The sequence below is a fragment of the Pseudomonas sp. P4_C1 genome (assembly GCF_056402155.1).
The window spans coordinates 23,054-45,009 of record NZ_JBFUHY010000019.1; the positions used below are offsets into that span (position 1 = coordinate 23,054).

General features: G+C 60.2%; 13 protein-coding genes and 1 pseudogene. 8 read left to right on the forward strand and 6 right to left on the reverse strand.

What is annotated here, in order from left to right; all coding sequences use genetic code 11:
* Nucleotides 1–149 precede the first annotated feature (149 nt).
* The 6 genes and pseudogenes from AC1DU9_RS14035 to aceE all read right to left on the reverse strand — a co-directional run bounded on the left by AC1DU9_RS14035 (nt 150) and on the right by aceE (nt 11,266).
* Nucleotides 150–2,843 (reverse strand): putative bifunctional diguanylate cyclase/phosphodiesterase, encoded by a 2,694-nt coding sequence (locus AC1DU9_RS14035; RefSeq protein ID WP_477810345.1) that lies wholly within the window; start codon nt 2,841–2,843, stop codon nt 150–152.
* A 332-nt stretch (nt 2,844–3,175) separates the two neighbouring features.
* Nucleotides 3,176–4,459, reverse strand: coding sequence for an NHL repeat-containing protein (locus tag AC1DU9_RS14040; protein WP_223461703.1), 1,284 nt, complete (start codon nt 4,457–4,459; stop codon nt 3,176–3,178).
* Between the two features lie 223 nt (nt 4,460–4,682).
* Nucleotides 4,683–4,976 (reverse strand): annotated as a pseudogene (locus AC1DU9_RS14045) (2-oxo acid dehydrogenase subunit E2); the annotation flags it as partial.
* A 21-nt stretch (nt 4,977–4,997) separates the two neighbouring features.
* The gene (locus AC1DU9_RS14050; RefSeq protein ID WP_223461705.1) at nt 4,998–6,392 is read right to left on the reverse strand and encodes an alkaline phosphatase D family protein; all 1,395 of its coding nucleotides are present in this window, start codon (nt 6,390–6,392) and stop codon (nt 4,998–5,000) included.
* 273 nt (nt 6,393–6,665) lie between these two features.
* A complete protein-coding gene (gene aceF, locus AC1DU9_RS14055; RefSeq protein ID WP_223461707.1) occupies nt 6,666–8,609 on the reverse strand; it encodes a dihydrolipoyllysine-residue acetyltransferase in 1,944 nt (647 codons plus the stop codon).
* Nucleotides 8,610–8,620: 11 nt separating this feature from the next.
* Complete coding sequence (gene aceE / locus AC1DU9_RS14060; protein ID WP_108218364.1) at nt 8,621–11,266, reverse strand: pyruvate dehydrogenase (acetyl-transferring), homodimeric type; 2,646 nt, start codon at nt 11,264–11,266, stop codon at nt 8,621–8,623.
* Nucleotides 11,267–11,649: 383 nt separating this feature from the next.
* Between aceE and glnE the strand changes: the two genes are divergently transcribed.
* The 8 genes from glnE to AC1DU9_RS14100 all read left to right on the forward strand — a co-directional run bounded on the left by glnE (nt 11,650) and on the right by AC1DU9_RS14100 (nt 21,855).
* Nucleotides 11,650–14,589, forward strand: a complete 2,940-nt coding sequence (glnE, locus tag AC1DU9_RS14065) for a bifunctional [glutamate--ammonia ligase]-adenylyl-L-tyrosine phosphorylase/[glutamate--ammonia-ligase] adenylyltransferase (protein ID WP_223461709.1) — start codon at nt 11,650–11,652, stop codon at nt 14,587–14,589.
* 306 nt (nt 14,590–14,895) lie between these two features.
* Entirely contained in the window at nt 14,896–15,930 is a 1,035-nt protein-coding gene (waaF, locus tag AC1DU9_RS14070) for a lipopolysaccharide heptosyltransferase II (RefSeq protein WP_477810346.1), read from the forward strand.
* A gap of 1 nt (nt 15,931) precedes the next feature.
* Nucleotides 15,932–16,993, forward strand: coding sequence for a lipopolysaccharide heptosyltransferase I (waaC, locus tag AC1DU9_RS14075; RefSeq protein WP_477810347.1), 1,062 nt, complete (start codon nt 15,932–15,934; stop codon nt 16,991–16,993).
* A complete protein-coding gene (locus AC1DU9_RS14080) occupies nt 16,993–18,114 on the forward strand; it encodes a glycosyltransferase family 4 protein (protein WP_477810348.1) in 1,122 nt (373 codons plus the stop codon). The genes waaC and AC1DU9_RS14080 overlap by 1 nt, the downstream gene beginning before the upstream one ends.
* Nucleotides 18,115–18,921, forward strand: coding sequence for a lipopolysaccharide core heptose(I) kinase RfaP (rfaP, locus tag AC1DU9_RS14085; RefSeq protein ID WP_477810349.1), 807 nt, complete (start codon nt 18,115–18,117; stop codon nt 18,919–18,921).
* The gene (locus AC1DU9_RS14090) at nt 18,921–19,655 is read left to right on the forward strand and encodes a lipopolysaccharide kinase InaA family protein (protein WP_477810350.1); all 735 of its coding nucleotides are present in this window, start codon (nt 18,921–18,923) and stop codon (nt 19,653–19,655) included. The genes rfaP and AC1DU9_RS14090 overlap by 1 nt, the downstream gene beginning before the upstream one ends.
* Complete coding sequence (locus tag AC1DU9_RS14095; RefSeq protein WP_477810351.1) at nt 19,652–20,404, forward strand: lipopolysaccharide kinase InaA family protein; 753 nt, start codon at nt 19,652–19,654, stop codon at nt 20,402–20,404. Before AC1DU9_RS14090 ends, AC1DU9_RS14095 begins: the two co-directional genes overlap by 4 nt.
* The gene (locus tag AC1DU9_RS14100) at nt 20,404–21,855 is read left to right on the forward strand and encodes a lipopolysaccharide kinase InaA family protein (protein WP_477810352.1); all 1,452 of its coding nucleotides are present in this window, start codon (nt 20,404–20,406) and stop codon (nt 21,853–21,855) included. The genes AC1DU9_RS14095 and AC1DU9_RS14100 overlap by 1 nt, the downstream gene beginning before the upstream one ends.
* Nucleotides 21,856–21,956 lie beyond the last annotated feature (101 nt).

The window sequence follows — 21,956 nt, forward strand, 5'->3', positions numbered from 1 at the left end:
GCTCCAGAGGACGTTAAAAATGTTCGATGTCCAATGGTAAGGTGCCTAACGAATCGGTCTTTTGATGCAGCTCAAGGAAAGTGGCAAGGAGTGGATTTTGTAGCGATTTCGATGGCCCTTCGCGAGCGAGCTCGCAGGTTCTGTGCCTGTCAGGCGATTGGGCCACGTGGGTAGCGCTTGAGCTTTTCGATCAGCTCATTGCCCGGGATCGGACGATCGAACAGGTAGCCCTGGCCGACGTCGCAGCGGTGACGGCGCAGGAACGACAACTGCTCGGCGGTTTCGATGCCTTCAGCCACGACCTTGATTTTCAGGTTGTGCGCCATGGCGATCACCGCGGAGGTGATTTCCATGTCGTCCTGGTYGTCCGGGATTTCGTGGATGAAGCTTCGGTCGATCTTGATTATGTCGATGGGGAATTTTTTCAAGTAACTGAGCGACGAGTAACCGGTGCCGAAGTCGTCCATGGCCAGGGTCAGGCCCAGGCGCTTGAGTTGGTCGAGTTGCAAGTGGGTGTCTTCGGTGGCTTCCAGCAGCAGGCCTTCGGTCAGCTCCAGCTCCAGCAAATGAGCTGGAAGGGCTTCTTCCTTGAGGATGTTGGCAATGGAGGCCACCAGGTCCGGATCGGAAAACTGCTTGGGCGACAGGTTGATCGCCACTTGCAGGTTGCCCAGGCCGGCGGCGGTCAGCGCTTTGCTCATGCGGCAGGCCTGGCGGGCGATCCATTTGCCGATCGGAATGATCAGCCCGGTTTCTTCGGCGACGCTGATGAACTGATCCGGGCGGATCATGCCCTTTTCCGGATGGTCCCAGCGCAGCAGTGCTTCCATGCCCAGCAGGCGACCGCTGCGCAAGCACAGCTTGGGCTGATAGAACACGTCGAGTTCGTTCTGGGTCAGGGCGCGTCGCAGGTTGTTCTCGACGAACAGCTTGTAGCTGGCCTCGGCGTTGAGCGCTTCGGTGAACACTTGCACCTGGTGTTTGCCATTGGCCTTGGCCTTGTGCAGCGCCAACCCGGCATTGCGCATCAGGGTTTGCGGGTCGCGCCCGTGCAGCGGCGCGCAGGCCAGGCCCACGGAGCCGGTGACGCTGATCAACTGGTTGTCGACGAACATCGGTTTGTCGAGGGTCGCCAGTAACTGGTTGGCTACTTGCTGACCCACCGTGAGGTCGCTGTTGTCCAGTAACACGGCGAATTCGTTACTGGCGAATCGCGCCAGGCTGCCGCTCGGAACCAGGCTGTTGCGCAGGCGTCGGGCGAGGCTGATCAGCAGCTTGTCGCCAGTCTGGTGGCCAAGGCTGTCATTGATCCGCTTGAAGTTATCGATGTCCACCAGCAACAGGCTGATTGGCGCATCGCTGTCCCGGGCGAAGCGTTCATCGAGGTTGCGAATGAAGGCCGGGCGGTTGCCGAGATTGGTCAGGTTGTCGGTGTAGGCCAGGCGCTCGATACGTTGCTGAGCGAGCTTGGCCTGGGTGATGTCTTCGTAGATGCCGATGTAGTGGGTCAGCTCGCGGTTGTCGCCGTAAACCTTGGAGATCGACAACTGGCCCCAATAGGGTTCGAGATTTTTCCGGCGACTCTTGAATTCGCCCTGCCAACTGTTGCTCTTGGCCAGCGCCGAAGGCGCGTCGAACAGCAGTTCGCTGAGGTTCTCCAGGGCTGGTAGTTCTGACAGGCGCTGACCGTGCACTTCTTCCGTGGAATATTGGGTGATCGCGGTGAAGCTCGGGTTGACGTATTCCACCACGCCGTCGCAGTTGACCAGCAGAAAGGCGTTGGCACTTTGCTCGACCGCACGCTGGAACAGGTGCAGGGCGCTGGTGGCGGTTCGCCGGTTGTGGTTGCTGATGACCTGGGCAAACTGGTCCGCCAGTTCTCCGGCGAAGGCGATTTCATCCGACTGCCAGGCGCGGGTCGCGCCGGTCTGCTCCAGGCACAAAACGCCGACCACCTGGCCATCGACGCGGATACTGGCGTCGAGCATTGCGTTGACGTCGCGCGGACGCAGGCTTTCGGCCATCTCCCGGGTACGCGGGTCGCGCATGGCGTTATGGGCGTCGATGGCGCGGCCGGTGTGCAAGGCGTCGAGGTAATCGGGGAAAACGCTGACGTCGATCGGCTGCGGCAGCAGGTATTGCTGATTCGTGCGGTGATAGGCCGAGATCGGCACCAGCCTCGAGCCTTCGAGGTGCCACAGGCTGGCGCAGTCGATCTCGTAAATATCGCAGGCGCTGCGGGTGATCAGCTCGGCGGCTTCCTGCAAGGAATTGTTGCTGCTGTAGCGTTGACGGGTGAGCAGCAGGATCAGGTCCTGCTGGGCACGCGCCCGGTCCAGATGCAGCAGTTGCTCCTGCTGGGCACGTTGATTGAGTTCCAGGGCGATTTGCAGGCGCGAGTTCTGGGTTTCCAGATCCAGCGCCGGTTGCAGCGGGTCGTCCTCGACCAGGCCGTCAATGACCAACAGGTAGCCGCGCAACAGGTGACGATTGTGTTGTTTGTAGGCTTCGCCCAGTTCCAGCAGATTCAGGGAGCCCGAGGCGGTGTGCAGGGTGTAGCGGATCAGGTAATGCGGGCTTTCAGTCAGCTGCTGCTGGACCGCGTCGTGCAGTTGATAGCGCGCTTGCGGCTCCATCAGGCTGGCGTAGGGCGAGCCCACCAGCGCACACAACTCGACGGCTGGCAGACCGAACTGGCGTTCGCAATTGGGATCGAGAAACAGCAGCGCCCAGCTGGGTTCATTAAGCCGTTCGAAACGCAGCATGCCGAGCCGCGAGGGCACAGGCAACTGCGTCACTACCTCGGCCACCATACGGCTGGCGGCATCGGGTTGGCTTTTCATGGAGGGAAACTCGCTTCGAATATGCTGAACGCGCCGGGCTCTCGCCCTCTTTACTGTTGCCTGCGGCAAGGTTGCATCATGCGGCACTGGCTGACAAGAGAGGATGAAGGCCAAGTGCTATAAGCCTATGTCGGCAGGAACGAAGATTTCTCCAGTTAATAGCAAAAAGTCATAAATTTGGCCGAATTTGAGCTCTGATTTCTCTTTTCGGTAAAAAATGCGGATGAAAGAAACCCCGCCAGATTGGTGGGGTTGAAGTGTGAGCGATACATCGTCGTCCAGTGGGGGGGGTGCCTCCCTCAACTTTTGCTATGGAAGTCGGCGAAGAGATCTCAAGTTTCAGGGGTTAGATGGTAGCGTCGTACCGAACCGGCGGAGTTGTCAGTCTGCCCGCCGACCGCCAGCAGCTGGTTATCGGTTCTGATGATGTCCCAGAAACTGCCTTCGAGTTCTTCGAAAAGGCCATTTTTGCCAAAGCTGTCGTCGGGCTGGCCATTGTGTAAGTAGCGAGCCAGCACGCCATGAAAACGTGGCCCAGGAGAGATGATTTGCCCGGCGCAGAGGATCTGCTGGTCATCGTTCGATTGCACGCGCTCGAATCGAATGTTGCGGCTATCGGCAGGCGTGGTGACAGGTTCGAAACTTTGGTCGAGATGCCCGTTTGAGGTAAACCGGACGATCCAGCCCGCGAGTGCCTGTTGTGGGGTCTGGGTGTAGCCCGAGGCAAGCAGTTCTTCATCCGGCGTCTGGTCCAGCGCCAGGAATGCCCGCTCGCCGGGCAGGGCCGTGAAGCCCTGATTGCCGAAGGCCGGATCGGCTTCACCCTCCAGAGTCACGCCAGCCAGTAGCGCCCCTCCGCTATATTGGCCGGCCAGTACGAGGCGTTGCGCAAGGTCGCGCGCCGGCAGACTGATGATTGCATCCAGTCGGCACGGGCCATTTTCATAGGTGATCTCGATGTAGCCTTTATCGTGAAATTGGGTGTCCAGTTGCCCGTTCTCCTTCAGGCGGATCAGAACGGTCCTGGCCGGTTCGCCGTAGAAGTTGTCCATTACGAACGGAATCAGTAACTGTCCCTCGGGAGTCATGATGGGCGGAGTGCTGTGGGTGCCATTACGAGCTTTTGAGGAGCGGGCCATGATTGAGCGCCGGGTCCTGGCGTTGCGCGAGGAATCCAATTCGACGATGGTGACCCCGTTATTGCCGAAGGTCCGGTCACGCTGGCCATTGTGGTGGTACATGACGAACCCTGGAATATACCCGTCCTGGCCTTCGAGCCATGTTGTCAGCAGCAACCGACCATCGGGCATCAACTGAACATCGATACCTTCGTTGGGGCGTACATCATCAAGATCCTCAGACACATAACCCTGGGCATTGAAGGTTCGGTCCAGGCTGCCATCCTCGTTCAAGGCGATCAGAAGTGCTTTGTCGGCATAGCTGCTTGCCAACACTAGCGAGCGGTCCTGACGCAGAGCGACGGCATAGATAGACGAGGCGGATACCCCGTTACCAAGCAGCATTGCGTTGCACTTCACAGTGCCTTGGGTGCCGAAAGTCGTGTCCAGGCGTGGGCTGGAGCGAGCGCTGCAGCGTGGTTGAGGTGGGTTTTGCATGTCATCATCCTTAATAATGGGACCAGTGATTGGCCCTCGCTTATTAAACTAAGTGACGTAAGGCTGGAAAAACAACTGTCAGAAATAACAGGATATTATTTTTGGAGAACAGTGGAGATCGAGGCAAAAAAAGCCCCGCCAAATTGGCGGGGTTGAGGTACGAGCGTGGCGCTCGGAAACGTGGAACGCAATCGGGCCTCCGGTGAAGGAGGGTCGGTCGGTGTTACAGGAGCATGGTGCGGATGTCGCCCAGCAGGTCGCTCAGACGCTTGGTGAAGCGTGCAGCAGCGGCGCCGTTGATCACACGGTGATCGTAGGACAGCGACAGTGGCAACATCAGTTTCGGCTGGAAGGCTTTGCCATCCCGGACTGGCCGGATGGTTGCCTTGGAAACACCGGGGATCGCCACTTCCGGCGCGTTGACGATCGGCGTGAAGCCGGTGCCGCCAATGTGGCCGAGGCTGGAAATGGTGAAACAGGCGCCTTGCATCTCGTCTGACGAAAGCCGAGCGTCCCGAAGGCTGTGATTTTTTTGCCATCAACGCAAATTAATGCCTGTCGATTGCAGCAACTTGCCCTCCCGATCGTGGTAATTCACCTGAATGCGTTCTGCATCGATGACGAGATGCGCGAAGTTATCCTGACTGATGACTTTGCCGGTCAATTCCTGTCGATATTCGCCTGCGGCGTTGCGTGCCAACGGCTGGTCGAGGATAAAGCTGGATTGACTGGCATAGGGCAACAGTTTGATGTTGCACAATGGCGACGACACGATGGTGTGCACCTCAAAGTCCGGGTCTTCGCTGTGGGTCAGTCGACTGGTCAAGGAGCCGTGGACGTCGCCGGAAACGAAAATGATATTCTTCAGTCGGTGCGAGCGAATGGTCTCCAGCAACCGCAGCCGTTGCCCGGGAAAACCGGCCCAGGCGTCATCCCCGTTGTGTTTGGCGTCGGGATAGAGCATCACGCTGGTGACCACCAACTTGACCCGGGCGGGGCTGTGGATCAGCCATTGGCACAAGGCATATTCCTGCTCAACATCAAGGATACGTCGATCATCGGCGGACAGATTACGCTGGGTGCGGCTATCGGTGACGAACCATTCGATATCGCCATCGGTGAACTTATACCAATAGTGCTTCGGATGCCGGCTGATCCGCCCATCCTCTAGTAATTCAAATGCCGGGCTGTGGCTGGCTTGATATAACTCATAAGCAGTGATGGCGTTTTTATATAAAAAATCATCGCCTGATTTTTTATTTTTCGGCCAGTTATCTTCAATTTCGTGATCGTCGAGGATCATGTAAGTCGATACATTGGCCATTAACCTGGAAATATGCGGCTGTGAGAAAGTCGCACGGTATTTTGCGAGTATTTCCTGATATTCGCGGTCAGGTGCGAAAAAATTCAAATCGTCGACATAGATCTGATCGCCAGTCATCAACATCGCGCTGACCGGCGGGTCGGCTTGCTGAGCCAATTGTGAAATCGAGGCAAATATCCGGTCGCCCAGATGTGGCGCCGACGGGATGCCGGCGGTCATCCGCAAGTAACGGCATGAGCCAACGAAATAGGCTCGTGGTGTGCCGGCCGTGCTGGACCGGGTGCGCACGCGATAGAGTTCTTGCGGCCATCGCAGCGGCAGTTCTTGCACCGAATCCACGGAGTGCCCGGCACTCGTGGTACTGAACCAGCCAGCCTGGTATTCGTATTCGGTATCGGCCGCCAGGTTATTGATAACAATGACATCGGACATGTCTTGCAGGCTTGTCAGCCTTACAAAGATACTTTTAAGCCATTGCTCACGCCCGGACTGCCGATAACGGATGCCGGCAAATACGGGTGCATCTTTTTGCGCTTCGCCGCGCACAAATATACGCGCGTGATTAGTTGTGGTGTGGCCAATAATCGGGCCAACAGTTAGTTTGAGCATGTTTGAGTCCAATCGCTGCCAGTTAATTGGTAGTTGGTTATTTCGGATGTAATGGGAGGGTGTTCAGCCAAGACTAGTTATTTGGCCTGAATAAATATCTGGCAGAAATGGATTCGAGTTGTGGGCGATATCAGCCACAAATGTAGGAAAGCGTATCAAACAAGAACTTCAGGCAAAAAAAAGCCCCGCCAAATTGGCGGGGTTGAGGTACGAGCGTGGCGCTCGGAAACGTGGAACGCAACAGGCCCTCCGGTGAAGGAGGGCCGGTCGGTGTTACAGGAGCATGGTGCGGATGTCGCCCAGCAGGTCGCTCAGACGCTTGGTGAAGCGTGCAGCAGCGGCGCCGTTGATCACACGGTGATCGTAGGACAGCGACAGTGGCAGCATCAGTTTCGGCTGGAAGGCTTTGCCGTCCCAGACTGGCTGGATGGTTGCCTTGGAAACACCGAGGATCGCGACTTCCGGCGCGTTGACGATCGGCGTGAAGCCGGTGCCGCCAATGTGGCCGAGGCTGGAAATGGTGAAGCAGGCGCCTTGCATCTCGTCCGACGAGAGCTTCTTGGTCCGGGCTTTTTCAGCCAGGGAAGCAGCCTCGGCGGCCAGTTGCAGCAGGCTCTTCTGGTCGACGTTCTTGATGACTGGTACCAGCAGGCCATCCGGGGTGTCGACGGCGAAGCCGATGTTGACGTATTTCTTGCGGATGATCGCTTTGCCGCTTGGCGCCAGCGAGCTGTTGAAGTCCGGCAGTTCCTTGAGCAGGTGCGCACAGGTCTTGAGCAGCAACGGCAGGATGGTCAGCTTGACGCCGGCCTTCTCTGCAACGGCTTTCTGGGCAACACGGAACGCTTCGAGCTCGGTGATATCCGCCGAGTCGAATTGCGTCACGTGCGGCACGTTCAGCCAGCTGCGGTGCAGGTTGGCGGCGCCGACCTGCATCAGGCGGGTCATCGGCACTTCTTCGATTTCACCGAAGCGGCTGAAGTCCACGACCGGAATCGGCGGGATGCCCGCGCCACCGGTTGCGCCAGCAGCAGCGGCCGGCGCTTCCTTGGCCTTCTGCATCATGGCCTTGACGTAAACCTGCACGTCTTCCTTCAGGATGCGACCGTGCGGACCGCTGGCGCCAACGGCGTTCAGCTCGACGCCGAATTCGCGGGCCAGTTGACGCACGGCAGGGCCGGCGTGAACTTTTGCACCAGGCTTGGCTGGCGCGGCGGCCGGGGCAGCAGCAGGTGCGGCGGCGGCAGGAGCAGCAGCTGGAGCAGGTGCGCTCGGAGCTGCAGCGGCAGTTGCCGGTGCAGCGGCCGGAGCGGCGCCTTTGACTTTCAGCTTGAGGATCAGGTCGCCGGTACCGACTTCGTCATCGAGCTTGATGGAAATGCTTTCCACCACGCCAGCGGCTGGCGACGGGATTTCCATGCTCGCCTTGTCGGACTCCAGGGTGATCAGCGACTGGTCGGCCACAACGGTGTCGCCGGCCTTGACCAGGACTTCGATGATCTTGGCCTTGCCCGCCGAACCGATGTCCGGAACGTGGATGTCCTGAACGCTGTCGGCCACTGGAGCAGCCGGTGCGGCAGCGGCAGGCGCGGGAGCAGCGGCGGCAGGAGCGGCCGCCTGAGCTGGAGCGGCAGCAGCTGGTGCAGCAGCACCCGCCACTTCCAGATCCAGAATCAGGTCGCCAGTGCCGACTTCATCGTTGAGCTTGACGCTGATGGCCTTGACCACGCCAGCGGCAGGCGACGGGATTTCCATGCTGGCCTTGTCGGATTCCAGGGTGATCAGCGATTGATCAGCCGCGACGGTGTCGCCGACCTTGACCTGGATCTCGATGATCTGGGCCTTGCCCGACGAACCGATGTCCGGCACGTGCACTTGCTGAACGCTGGCGGCAGCCGGCGCAGCAGCAGGAGCGGCGGCGGCAGGAGCAGCAGCCGGTTTGGCTTCAGCCTTGGCAGCCGGCGCAGCGGCAGCCGCAGGGGCACCTTCGACTTCCAGTTCCAGCAGTTCGTCGCCTTCTTTCAGGCGATCGCCCAGCTTCACTTTCAGGCTCTTGATGATACCGGCCTTCGGCGCGGGCACTTCCATGCTCGCCTTGTCCGATTCCAGCGTCAGGATGCTCTGGTCGGCTTCGATACGGTCGCCGACCTTCACAAACAGTTCAATTACTTCACCTTCACCGCTGCCGATGTCAGGTACGCGAATGAGTTCGCTCACAAAATCTCTCCTCAGCAGTCCAGTGGGTTGCGTTTTTCCGGGTTGATACCGAACTTGGCAATGGCCTCGGCCACCACTTTAGGTTCGATGTCGCCACGGTCAGCCAGTGCTTCCAGGGCTGCCAACACCACGAAATGACGGTCGACTTCGAAGAAATGACGCAGTTTCTTGCGGCTGTCGCTACGGCCGAAACCGTCGGTGCCCAGGACTTTGAATTCCTTGGACGGTACCCACTGACGGATCTGCTCGGCGAACAGTTTCATGTAGTCGGTAGACGCGATGACCGGACCTTTACGGCCGTTCAGGCACTCTTCGACGTAGCTCAGCTTAGGCTTCTGGCCAGGGTGCAGACGGTTGGTGCGTTCAACGGCCAGGCCGTCGCGACGCAGTTCGTTGAAGCTGGTAACGCTCCACACGTCGGCGCCGACGTTAAACTCTTCGCGCAGGATCTTCGCTGCTTCACGGACTTCACGCAGGATGGTGCCGGAGCCCATCAGCTGAACGTGGTGCGCCGCTTCGCGGGTGTCTTCCTCAAGCAGGTACATGCCTTTCTTGATGCCTTCTTCGGCACCGGCCGGCATGGCAGGCTGCTGGTACGACTCGTTCATCACGGTGATGTAGTAGAAGACGTCCTGTTGCTCTTCGGTCATCTTCTTCATGCCGTCCTGAATGATCACCGCCAGCTCGTAGCCGTAGGTTGGATCGTAGGTGCGGCAGTTCGGGATGGTGGCAGCCAGCAGGTGGCTGTGACCGTCTTCGTGTTGCAGGCCTTCACCGTTCAGGGTGGTACGGCCGGCAGTGCCGCCGATCAGGAAACCACGGGTGCGGCTGTCGCCAGCGGCCCAGGCCAGGTCACCGATACGCTGGAAGCCGAACATCGAGTAGAAGATGTAGAACGGCAGCATCGGCTGGTTGTGGCTGGAGTACGAAGTACCGGCAGCGATGAAGGAGCTCATGGCGCCCGCTTCGTTGATGCCTTCCTCGAGGATCTGGCCCTTCTGGTCTTCCTTGTAGAACATCACCTGGTCTTTATCGACTGGCTCGTAGAGCTGGCCGACGGAGGAGTAGATGCCCAGCTGACGGAACATGCCTTCCATACCGAAGGTACGGGCTTCGTCCGGGATGATCGGCACGATGCGCGGGCCGATTTCCTTGTCCTTGACCAGCTGTGCGAGGATCCGCACGAAGGCCATGGTGGTGGAGATTTCACGGTCGCCCGAGCCGTCCAGGATCGCCTTGAGGGTGTCCAGTGGCGGAGTCGGGATGTTGAAGCTCTTGGCGCGACGCTGAGGCACGAAGCCGCCCAGTGCGGTACGACGCTCGCTCAGGTAACGGGCTTCGGCGCTGCCTACTTCCGGTTTGAAGAACGGCAGGTTTTCCAGTTCATCGTCCTTGACCGGGATGTCGAAGCGATCGCGGAACAACTTCAGGCTTTCGACATCGACCTTCTTGGTGTTGTGCGCAGTGTTCTTCGCTTCGCCGGCACCGGTGCCATAACCCTTGATGGTCTTGGCCAGGATGACGGTCGGTTGTTCTTTGTGGTTGACCGCTTCGTGGTACGCCGCGTAGACCTTGTACGGGTCGTGGCCGCCACGGTTGAGCTTCCAGATCTCGTCGTCGGACAGGTCTTCAACCATCGCCTTGAGTTCTGGCGTGTTGAAGAAGTGTTCACGCACGAACGCGCCGTCTTTGGCTTTGTAGTTCTGGTACTCGCCGTCGATGACTTCGTCCATGCGGCGTTGCAGGATGCCGTCGACGTCCTTGGCCAGCAGTGGGTCCCAGAAACGGCCCCAGATGACTTTGGTCACGTTCCACTGGGCACCGCGGAACACGCCTTCGAGTTCCTGGATGATCTTGCCGTTGCCGCGAACCGGGCCGTCAAGACGCTGCAGGTTGCAGTTGATGACGAAGATCAGGTTGTCCAGCTTCTCGCGGCCGGCCAGGGAGATGGCGCCCAGGGATTCCGGCTCGTCGCACTCGCCGTCGCCCAGGAAGCACCAGACTTTCTGTTTGCCTGGCTGGATGAAGCCACGGTGTTCCAGGTACTTCATGAAGCGTGCCTGGTAGATCGCCTGGATCGGGCCCAGACCCATGGATACGGTCGGGAACTGCCAGAAGTCAGGCATCAGCCAAGGGTGCGGGTAGGACGACAGGCCTTGACCATCGACTTCCTGACGGAAGTTGTTCATCTGGTCTTCGGTGATGCGGCCTTCCATGAATGCGCGGGCGTAAACGCCTGGCGAGGTGTGGCCCTGGAAGTAGATCAGGTCGCCGCCGTGTTCGTCGCTCGGGGCCTGGAAGAAGTAGTTGAAGCCGATGTCATACAGGGTCGCACTGGACGCGAAGCTGGAGATGTGACCGCCGAGGTCGGAATCTTTCAGGTTCGTACGCATTACCATGGCCATCGCGTTCCAGCGTACCAGCGAGCGAATGCGGCGTTCCATGAACAGGTCGCCAGGCATGCGTGCTTCGTGGGTAACGGGGATCGTGTTGCGGTAAGGCGTGGTGATGGCGTAAGGCAACTGCGAGCCGCTGCGGGTCGCGAGTTCACCCATACGGGTCATCAGATAATGAGCACGGTCTTCGCCTTCTTTGTCGAGAACCGATTCCAGGGCGTCCAGCCATTCCTGGGTTTCGACGGGATCGAGGTCTTGCATGGCTTGCTCCAGGGCGGAAAGGCTACCAGAATCGGTTGCCTGAGTTAGCGACTGGCCTTGTGGGCAGACGTTATGAATTCTTGGATTGCCGACAGGTTGTTCCGGCGGCGTGTAGTTTTACTACAAATCTTCCGGCATTTCAGCCCGTCTAATGTATATACGAGTAGTAAAACTACAGATGAGCGGCTTGTAGCCCCCGGCTGCGTTGTGAGAATAATCGTTAAGGTTGGTCTTTTTCCAACTACAAAAGGTAAAAGCTTGATGCTGGCTGCCAAAATTAAAGAAATTTCAGCTATTTCTAACTTTTGTTCGACAGTCCCTCAGGTAGTGAGTTTTCGAAAACCACTACATGCAGTCCGTTGTACGCCGATCAAGGATAGACCATGAGCCTCCCTTCGCTTGCCGAACTGCCCGCCATTCTCCTGCCGTTGGTCACCCGCGCCGAGCAGTCGTTCCGGGCTGCCGTCGCTGCCCTGGACGATGATCACGGGCTGTCCACCTGGACGCCGGAACGCTGGGCGCAATTTGCCCGCGTCACCGCCGCCAGCGATTTCGTGATTGAACAGTGTGTTCGTGACCCTTTGATGTTGCTGGCGCTGGTGCAGTCCGGCGAACTGGACCGCCGCTTCGCGCCCGGTGAGTTGTGCGCGCAGATTGCCGCTGCCGTGAGCGTGGCCGAGACCGATGATCAGCTTGGTCGCGCCTTGCGCCGTCAGCGTGCACGCCATCAGGTGCGGATCATCTGGCGCGACCTGACCCGTCAGGCTGACCTGGTACAGACCTGCCGCGACCTCTCGGACATGGCCGATGCCAGCATCGATCAGGCCTATCAATGGTTGTATGTGCGGCATTGTCAGCAGTTCGGCGTGCCGACCGGCCGACGTAGCGGCGAGCCGCAGCAGATGGTCATCCTCGGCATGGGCAAGCTCGGCGCCGTGGAGCTGAACCTGTCCTCGGACATCGATCTGATTTTTGCCTACCCCGAGGGCGGCGAAACCGTCGGTGTGAAACGCGCGCTGGATAACCAGGAGTTCTTCATTCGTCTGGGCCAGCGGCTGATCAAGGCCCTGGACCCGATGACCGTCGACGGCTTTGTATTCCGCGTCGACATGCGCTTGCGACCTTACGGTTCGTCCGGCGCTCTGGTGCTGAGCTTCAACGCGCTGGAACAGTATTACCAGGATCAGGGCCGCGATTGGGAACGCTACGCGATGATCAAGTCGCGGGTGGTGGCCGGCGATCAAGTAGCCGGCGCGCAACTGCAGGAGATGCTGCGGCCGTTCGTTTACCGGCGCTACCTGGACTTCTCSGCCATCGAAGCGCTGCGCACCATGAAGCAGCTGATCCAGCAGGAAGTACGGCGCAAGGGCATGGCCGACAACATCAAACTCGGATCCGGCGGTATTCGTGAAGTCGAGTTCATTGCCCAGGCGTTCCAGCTGATTCACGGCGGCCGCGATTTGAGCTTGCAGCAACGCCCGCTATTAAAGGTGCTGAGCACGCTGGAAGGTCAGGGTTACCTGCCGCCGGCTGTGATCGGCGAGCTACGTGAAGGTTATGAATTCCTGCGTTACACCGAACACGCGATTCAGGCGATTGCCGACCGCCAGACGCAAATGTTGCCCGATGGCGAGCAGGATCAGGCGCGTATTGCCTTTATGCTGGGTTTCGCCAACTGGACGGCCTTCCACGAACAATTGATGTATTGGCGCGGCCGCGTGGCCTGGCACTTCGGGCAGGTGATCGCCGATCCCGACGAAGAGCAGGGCGCCGAAAGCGAAGTGGTGGTCGGCGGTGAGTGGTTGCCGCTGTGGGAAGAGGCTCAGGACGATGAGGCCGCTTGCCGTCAACTGGAAGAGGGTGGTTTCAAGGATGCCCCAAAAGCCTTGAAAGCCCTGGCCAGTTTGCGCAGCAGCCCCCAGTTGCGGGCGATGCAGCGTCTGGGTCGCGAACGTCTCGATGCTTTTATTCCGCGTTTGCTGGCGCAGGCCGTGGAGCATGACAATCCGGACCTGGTACTGGAACGGGTGCTGCCGCTGGTTGAAGCCGTGGCCCGTCGCTCCGCGTACCTGGTGCTGCTGACCGAGAACCCCAGTGCGTTGCGGCGGTTGCTGACGCTGTGCGCGGCGAGCCCGTGGATCGCCGAGCAAATCACTCGCTTCCCGCTGCTGCTCGACGAATTGCTCAACGAAGGCCGGCTGTTCAAACCGCCACTGGCGCCAGAACTGGCGGCTGAATTGCGCGAGCGCCTGACACGGATTCCCGAGGACGACCTCGAGCAGCAAATGGAAGCCCTGCGCCACTTCAAGCTGGCGCACCGCCTGCGGGTGGCTGCCTCGGAAATCGCCGGCAGCCTGCCGCTGATGAAGGTCAGCGATTACCTGACCTGGCTCGCCGAGGCGATCCTGGAGCAAGTGCTGGCACTGGCCTGGCGCCAGACCGTGGCCAAGTACGGCACGCCGCTACGCACCGATGGCACTTTGTGCGATCCCGGCTTCATCATTGTCGGTTATGGGAAAGTCGGCGGTCTGGAACTCGGGCATGGTTCGGACCTGGACCTGGTGTTCATCCACGACGGCGATCCGCAGGCTGAAACCGATGGCGTCAAACCCATCGATGGCGCGCAATTCTTCACCCGGCTGGGGCAGCGGATCATTCACTTGCTGACTGCACAGACCAACTCCGGGCAGTTGTATGAAGTGGACATGCGTCTGCGGCCATCCGGTGCGTCGGGCTTGCTGGTGAGTTCCCTGGGGGCGTTTGCCCGCTATCAGGAAAACGAGGCCTGGACCTGGGAGCATCAGGCATTGGTGCGGGCGCGGGTGTTGGTGGGCAGTCAGGATGTCGGCCAGGCCTTCGAGAAAGTCCGCGCCGCGATATTGGGCAAGACGCGTGAACTGCCGACCCTGCGCCAGGAGGTCAGCGAGATGCGCGCCAAGATGCGCGATAACCTGGGCAGCAAGAGCACGGCGGCCGGCACCGGGGCAAATGCCTTCGAAGCCACGGCGCCGTTCGATATCAAGCAGGACGCCGGAGGTATCGTCGATATTGAATTTATGGTGCAATACGCGGCCCTGGCGTGGTCCGAAACACACCCGCCGTTGCTGCGCTGGACCGACAACATCCGCATTCTGGAAGAGCTGGAGCATGAAGGGCTGATGCCCGTCGAAGATGCCGGCCTGTTGCGTGAAGCGTATAAAGCGTACCGTTCCGCCGCCCACCGGCAGGCCTTGCAGAAGGACCCGGGGGTGATTCCGGGCGACCAGTTCGCGGACGAACGGCGGCAGGTCATGCGGATCTGGCGTGAGCTGGGGCTAAGCTGAAACGGGATATTCGATACGCCCAATACCCCTGTGGGAGCGAGCTTGCTCGCGATGGCGGACTGACAGTTACCATTGATGTTGAATGTGATGGCCTCATCGCGAGCAAGCTCGCTCCCACAGTGGATCTGCAGTGCCATGCGGATCGAGGTACACCAATACCCAATGTGGGAGCGAGCCTGCTCGCGATAGCGGAGTGACACTCGACAGCAATGTTGAAGGTGATGACCCATCGCAAGCCGCCGTGCTCCCGCAGAGATTTTCGAGGCGGGGAGGCGTAGGCCTCCCCGGTTCGTTTATGGAAACCACATGAAAATTCTGATCGTTGGGCCCAGTTGGGTCGGTGACATGGTGATGGCGCAGACACTGTTCCAGTGTTTGAAACAACGCCACCCGCAATGCGAAATCGACGTGCTGGCCCCCGAGTGGAGCCGGCCGATTCTTGAGCGTATGCCCGAAGTTCGCCAGGCCTTGAGCTTTCCGCTCGGTCACGGTGTTCTGGAACTGGCGACTCGCCGGCGCATCGGCAAATCCCTGGCCGGCCAGTACGACGAGGCGATCCTGTTGCCCAACTCCCTGAAGTCGGCGCTGGTGCCGTTCTTTGCCGGCATCCCGAAACGCACAGGCTGGCGTGGCGAGTTCCGCTATGGCCTGCTCAACGACGTGCGCACGCTGGATAAAGATCGTTATCCGCTGATGATCGAGCGCTTCATGGCCCTGGCTTATGAGCCGGGCGTCGAGTTGCCAAAACCCTATCCGCGCCCGACACTGCAGATCGACCCGGTCACGCGCGAGGCGGCACTGGCAAAGTTCGGTCTGACCCTCGACCGTCCGGTGTTGGCCCTGTGCCCTGGTGCCGAGTTTGGCGAGTCCAAGCGCTGGCCGTCCGAGCATTACGCCAAGGTCGCCGAAGCGAAGATCCGCGAAGGCTGGCAAGTCTGGCTGTTCGGTTCGAAAAACGATCACGCCGTGGGCGAAGACATCCGCGCGCGGCTGATTCCAGGTCTGCGTGAAGAATCGGTCAACCTCAGCGGCGGCACCTCGCTGGCCGAAGCCATCGACCTGATGTCCTGTGCAGATTCTGTGGTGTCCAACGACTCCGGCCTGATGCACGTCGCCGCCGCGCTGAACCGCCCGCTGGTCGCGGTCTACGGTTCGACGTCGCCGGGTTTCACGCCACCGTTGGCCGAGCATGTGGAAATCGTACGCCTGGGCATCGAGTGCAGCCCGTGCTTCGATCGCACCTGCCGTTTCGGCCATTACAACTGCCTGCGCCAGCTCATGCCGCAGGCCGTGAACGAAGCCTTGCAGCGGTTGCAAGGCACTGTGGTCGAGGTCAAATAGCTTGCGGGTTCTGTTGATCAAGACTTCTTCGCTGGGCGACGTCATTCACGCGTTGCCGGCGTTGACCGATGCGGCGCGGGCGATTCCCGGCATCAAATTCGACTGGGTGGTGGAAGAAGGCTTTGCCGAAATCCCGACCTGGCATCCGGCGGTGGGCAAGGTGATTCCGGTGGCGATCCGTCGCTGGCGCAAAAACATCTGGCAGACCATCAAGAGCGGTGAGTGGAAGCGCTTCAAGCAAAGCGTTCGCGCCACCAGATATGACTTGGTGATAGACGCCCAGGGCTTGCTGAAAAGCGCCTGGCTGACCCGTTACGTCAAGGCTCCGGTGGCCGGCCTCGATAAAAGCTCCGCACGCGAGCCCATTGCAGCGCGCTTTTATGATCGACGTCTGGCCGTTGCCCGTGGGCAGCACGCGGTGGAGCGAGTGCGTCAGTTGTTCGCCATTGCGTTGGGCTATGACTTGCCTAAAGGCCTGGGCGACTACGGACTGAATATCGAGCGCCTGGTGGAATTGCCGCGCAAGAATCCTTACGTGGTATTTTTGCACGGCACCACCTGGGACACCAAGCACTGGCCCGAAGCCTACTGGCGCGAGCTGACCGAACGGGTTGGCTACCTTGGCGTCGGGGTGAAGTTGCCCTGGGGCAATGCCCTGGAGAAAGCCCGGGCCGAGCGTATCGCCGCGGGTTTCAAGCACGCCGAAGTGCTGCCAAAACTGAACCTGGCGGGTGTCGGCAGGGTGCTGGCCGGCGCGCAAGCCTGCGTGGCGGTCGACACCGGTCTTGGTCATCTGGCCGCCGCGCTGGATGTGCCGACGTTGTCGCTGTTCGGCCCGACCAACCCGGGCCTGACAGGCGCTTATGGCAAGGTGCAGATTCACATGGCCAGCGACTTCCCTTGTGCGCCGTGCCTGCAAAAGAAATGCACTTATCAGCCGACGGCTGAAGATGCCCGTCAATTTGACCTGAAACGCGAGTTGCCGTTGTGCTTCACGCGTCTGAATCCCGAGCGTGTCGCCAGCCGACTGAGCACGTTGTTAATGGCTGAGGAGCTGCGCTGATGCAATTGGCATTTGTCCTGTACAAATATTTTCCGTTTGGCGGCTTGCAGCGCGATTTCATGCGCATCGCCCTCGAATGCCAGAAGCGCGGCCATCAGATTCGCGTCTACACGCTGATCTGGGAGGGTGACGTGCCGCCGGGTTTCGAAGTGCTGGTGGCGCCGGTCAAGGCGTTCTTCAACCATCGCCGCAATGAGAAGCTCAGTGAATGGATGGAAGCGGACCTGGCCAAGCGCCCGGTCGACCGCCTGATCGGCTTCAACAAGATGCCGGGCCTGGACGTCTACTACGCCGCCGACGGCTGCTTCGAAGACAAGGCGCAGAACCTGCGCAACTCGCTGTATCGCCGTTGGGGCCGCTATCGCCACTTCGCCGAATACGAGCGGGCGGTGTTCGCCAGGGATGCCAAGACCGAAGTGTTGATGATTTCCGAGGTCCAGCAGCCGCTGTTCATCAAGCATTACGACACGCCGCTGGAGCGTTTCCACCTGCTGCCACCGGGTATCGCCCAGGACCGTCGCCGACCGGCGGATGCCGATGAAATTCGCGCCGGGTTCCGCGCTGAATTCGATCTCAAGGACGACGAACTGCTGCTGGTGCAGATCGGCTCCGGGTTCAAGACCAAGGGCGTGGACCGTAGCCTCAAGGCACTGGCGGCATTGCCTGCCGAGTTGAGGAAACGCACCCGGCTGTTTGTAATTGGCCAGGATGACCCCAAATTATTCCAGATGCAGAGTGCGACATTGGGGCTGGGCGACAACGTCACGTTCCTCAAGGGGCGCAGTGATATCCCGCGTTTCCTGTTGGGTGCTGATCTGTTGATCCACCCGGCGTACAACGAAAATACCGGCACCGTGCTGCTCGAAGCGCTGGTGGCTGGCTTGCCGGTGCTGGTGAGCGCGGTGTGCGGGTACGCCCATTACATTGCCGAGGCCGACGCCGGCCTGGTGCTGGACGAACCTTTCGATCAGGCACAGCTGACGCAGTACCTGACCGGCATGTTGAACGACGCTCAAGCAAGGGCGGCCTGGAGCCGCAATGGTCTGGCCTACGCCGGGACGGCCGACCTCTACAGCATGCCGCAGCACGCGGCCGATGTGATTCTGGCGGAGCACGCTTAAATGAAGTTGATGCTGGCTGAACCGTTCAAGAGCCTCTGGGCCGGACGCGACCCGTTCACCGAAGTCGAGGGGCTTGAGGGCGAGGTGTACCGCGAGCTGGAAGCGCGCCGGACCTTACGCACGGAAGTCGATGGCAACGGATTTTTCGTGAAAATCCACCGTGGCATCGGCTGGGGCGAAATCTTCAAGAACCTGCTCACCGCCAAGCTTCCAGTATTGGGGGCCGGTCAGGAGTGGCAGGCCATTCAGCGCCTGCAGGAAGTTGGCGTGCCGACCATGACCGCCGTCGCGTATGGCGAGAAGGGCAGCAACCCGGCCGACCAGCACTCGTTCATCGTCACCGAGGAGCTGGCACCCACTGTCAGCCTCGAAGACTTCAGTATCAACTGGATCAAGCAGCCGCCCGAGCCAAAACTCAAGCGCGCGCTGATCGCCGAAGTCGCACGCATGACCGGCATGATGCACCGCGCCGGGGTCAACCACCGCGACTGCTACATCTGCCACTTCCTGCTGCACACCGACAAACCGGTGACCGCGGACGACTTCAAGCTCTCGGTGATCGACCTGCACCGCGCCCAGACCCGCCCGGCGATCACCTCGCGCTGGCGCAACAAGGATCTGGCGGCCCTGTACTTTTCCGCGCTGGACATCGGCCTGACCCGCCGCGACAAGCTGCGTTTCCTCAAAGGCTATTTCCAGCAACCGCTGCGCCAGATCCTGAGTGAAGAGGCCGCTTTGCTGGCATGGCTCGACGGCAAGGCCAACAAGCTCTACGAGCGTAAACAGCGATACGGGGATGCGCTCTGATGTCGGGTTGGAAACTGGAACCGGCCTACAGCGAACTGGCCGATGACTTTGGCAGCCTCGAGGCTGTGTTTGCGCTGCAAGGCGAGCGTTTGACCAGCGATCTGCTTTCGGAGGTCATCCGGGTCGAGCGCAATGGCGTCAACTATTACGTCAAACGGTATGTGGGCGCTGGCAAAGGCTTGCGGCGTTACCTGGGCAAGCCTCGGGTGAAGATGGAGTGGCAGAACCTCAAGCGCTTCGCCAAGTGGGGCATCCCCACGGCCGAAGTGGTGGCCTGGGGGCTGGAACGACGCGGTGTGTCCTACGCTCGCGGCGCGATGATTACCCGGGAGCTGCCGCATACCGAAGACTTGTCGGCACTGGCCGAGCGTCGCGACCCGAAACTTTCGGATCGCGCCTGGGTCGATACCGTCAGTCGTCAGCTGGCCGAATACACCCGGACCATGCACGACCACCGCTTCACCCATAATGACTTGAAGTGGCGCAACCTGCTGATCGACGATGAGGCCCGAGTGTTTTTGATCGATTGCCCCAACGGCGATTTCTGGCGCGGTTTCTGGCTCAAGTACCGTATTACCAAGGATCTGGCGTGCCTGGACAAGGTCGCCAAGTATCAACTGTCGGCAACCCAGCGCCTGCGCTTTTACCTGCAATACCGCAATCGGACCCGGCTCAACGCTGCGGACAAAAAACGTATCCGGCACGTGGTGAGATTTTTCGAGGGACGTGAATGACTGATTTTCTGGCCGCTGATGACCGTGCGCTGCTTGAACGCCACGGCCTCGGCACATTCGATGCCCTCTGGGCCAAACAACTCGACGCGGTGGATGAGCCCAACACCGGTCGGGGCGGTTGGAGCAGTGTGTTTCGGCTGGACCTGGAAGGTCATGGTTTCTACCTCAAGCGTCAAAGCAACTACCTGACCCGCACGTTACGCGCACCGTTCGGCGAGCCGAGCTTCGCTCGCGAGTTTCGCAACATCTCCCGTTACCAGAAGCTGGGGGTTCCGGCGCTGGAAGCGGTGTTCTACGGTGAGCGCAAGGTCGATGGTGAAGTTCGGGCGGTCCTGTTGACCCGCGCCCTGGATGGTTGGGACGACCTCGAATCGCTGTTGCAGCGCTGGGATGAACTGAGCCCTGAGCAACACTCGGAAATCCTCAAGGCCAGTGGCGAACTGGCCAGGCGGCTGCACGCGGCACGCCAGGTGCACGGATGCTTCTATCCCAAGCATATTTTCATGCGCGCCACCGGCAACGGCTATCAGGCTCAATTGATCGATCTGGAAAAGACCCGACCACTGCTGTACGGGCAGCGTGACCGAATCAAGGACCTGGAACCGCTGGCGCGCCGCGCGCCCGAGTGGGGAGAGTCGCAACTGCGGCAATTGCTGGCCGCCTATCTGGATCAACCACAGGACAGCTTGTTGATCGACAGCTGGCTGGGGCGTTTGACTACGCGGCGCAGCCAAAAGGGACCACGCTGATGCGTTTATCCGAGTTGAAGTCCGCCGGCCGCAACCCGGCGTTGCCATTGAGCGTTTCGCTGGCTGATGCCGCCGGCCCCGCCGAGCTACAACTGCTGAGCCTGTTGCGGGTGTTGCCGGGGCAGCGTTATGTCGGTGCCGGTGTCTGGCGTGGCCGACCGGTGTTGGCAAAGTTGCTGGTAGGCAGCAAGGCTGCGCGGCACTTCCAGCGTGAGCTGGACGGCGTGCGCTTGCTTGCCGCTCAAGGATTGACCACGCCGCAGCTGTTGGCCGATGGCCTGAAAGAGGGTGAGGGTGGTTGGCTGCTGTTCGAGTTTCTGGAAGGCGCCGAAAGCCTGGGTGATACCTGGAAGCAGGTTGAGCAGCAGCCCGTGCTGTCCGATGGGCAAGGAGCGGTGCTGGCCGAGGCGTTAGGTGCCATCGGTCAAATGCACCGCAAAGGACTGTGGCAGGAAGACCTGCACCTGGACAACCTGCTCCGTCAGCGTGGTCGTCTGTACTTGATCGACGGCGCCGGGATTTGCTCCGAAACGCCGGGGCAGCCGCTGTCACGGCAGAAGGTCCTGGAAAACCTCGGGGTGTTCTTCGCCCAGTTGCCGAAGTCGATTGAACCCTTCATTGAAGAGTTGCTGGTGTATTACCTGCTGAGCAACGGCGAGCACGCCTTGCCCATGGAGGCGCTCCAGAAGCAGATCGACAAGGTCCGCAGTTGGCGCCTCAAAGACTTCCTGATCAAGGTCGGCCGCGAGTGCACGCTGTTCAGCGTCCAGCGCGGGGCCTTCGGCTTGCGGGCGATTCGCCGCGAGGAAGAGTCGTCGATGGTGCCGGTGCTGGAACAGGCCGATACCCTGCTCGATCAGGGGCATCTGTACAAGACCGGGGGCGCGGCGAGCGTCGGTAAGGTCGAGGTGGATGGCCGCACGCTGGTGATCAAGCGTTACAACATCAAGGGCTTTGCCCACTGGCTCAAGCGCTTCTGGCGCCCGAGCCGGGCCTGGCATTCATGGCGCGAAGGCAATCGCCTGGTGTTCCTCGGGATTGCCACGCCCAAGCCGCTGGCGTTGCTGGAAAAGCGTTTTCTGTGGCTGCGCAGCCGGGCGTACCTGATCACCGAGCATCTGTCGGGGCCGGACATCATCGAACGTTTTGCGCCGCATGTTGAAAGCGGTGATGCACCGGAAGTCGAGTTGGCGGCGCTGGATCATCTGTTTGCCGAGCTGATTCGCGAACGCATCAGCCATGGCGACTTCAAGGGCCATAACCTGTTCTGGCAGCAGGATCGCTGGGCGTTGATCGATCTCGATTCGATGTGCCAGCACAGCTCCCTTGGCAGTTTCGCCCCGGCGTATGCAAGGGATCGCGCGCGGTTCATGCGCAATTGGCCTGAAGGTAGCGCCCTTTACCAGGTGATTGATCAGCGTTTGCCCAAAGATATCTCCAGTGCTGGCTGAATCAGGACCTTCGGTCCTATCGCGGGCAAGCCCGCTCCCACAGGGATTGTTGGTGAGCACAAAGCCTGTGGGAGCGGGCTTGCCCGCGATGAGGCCGGAAC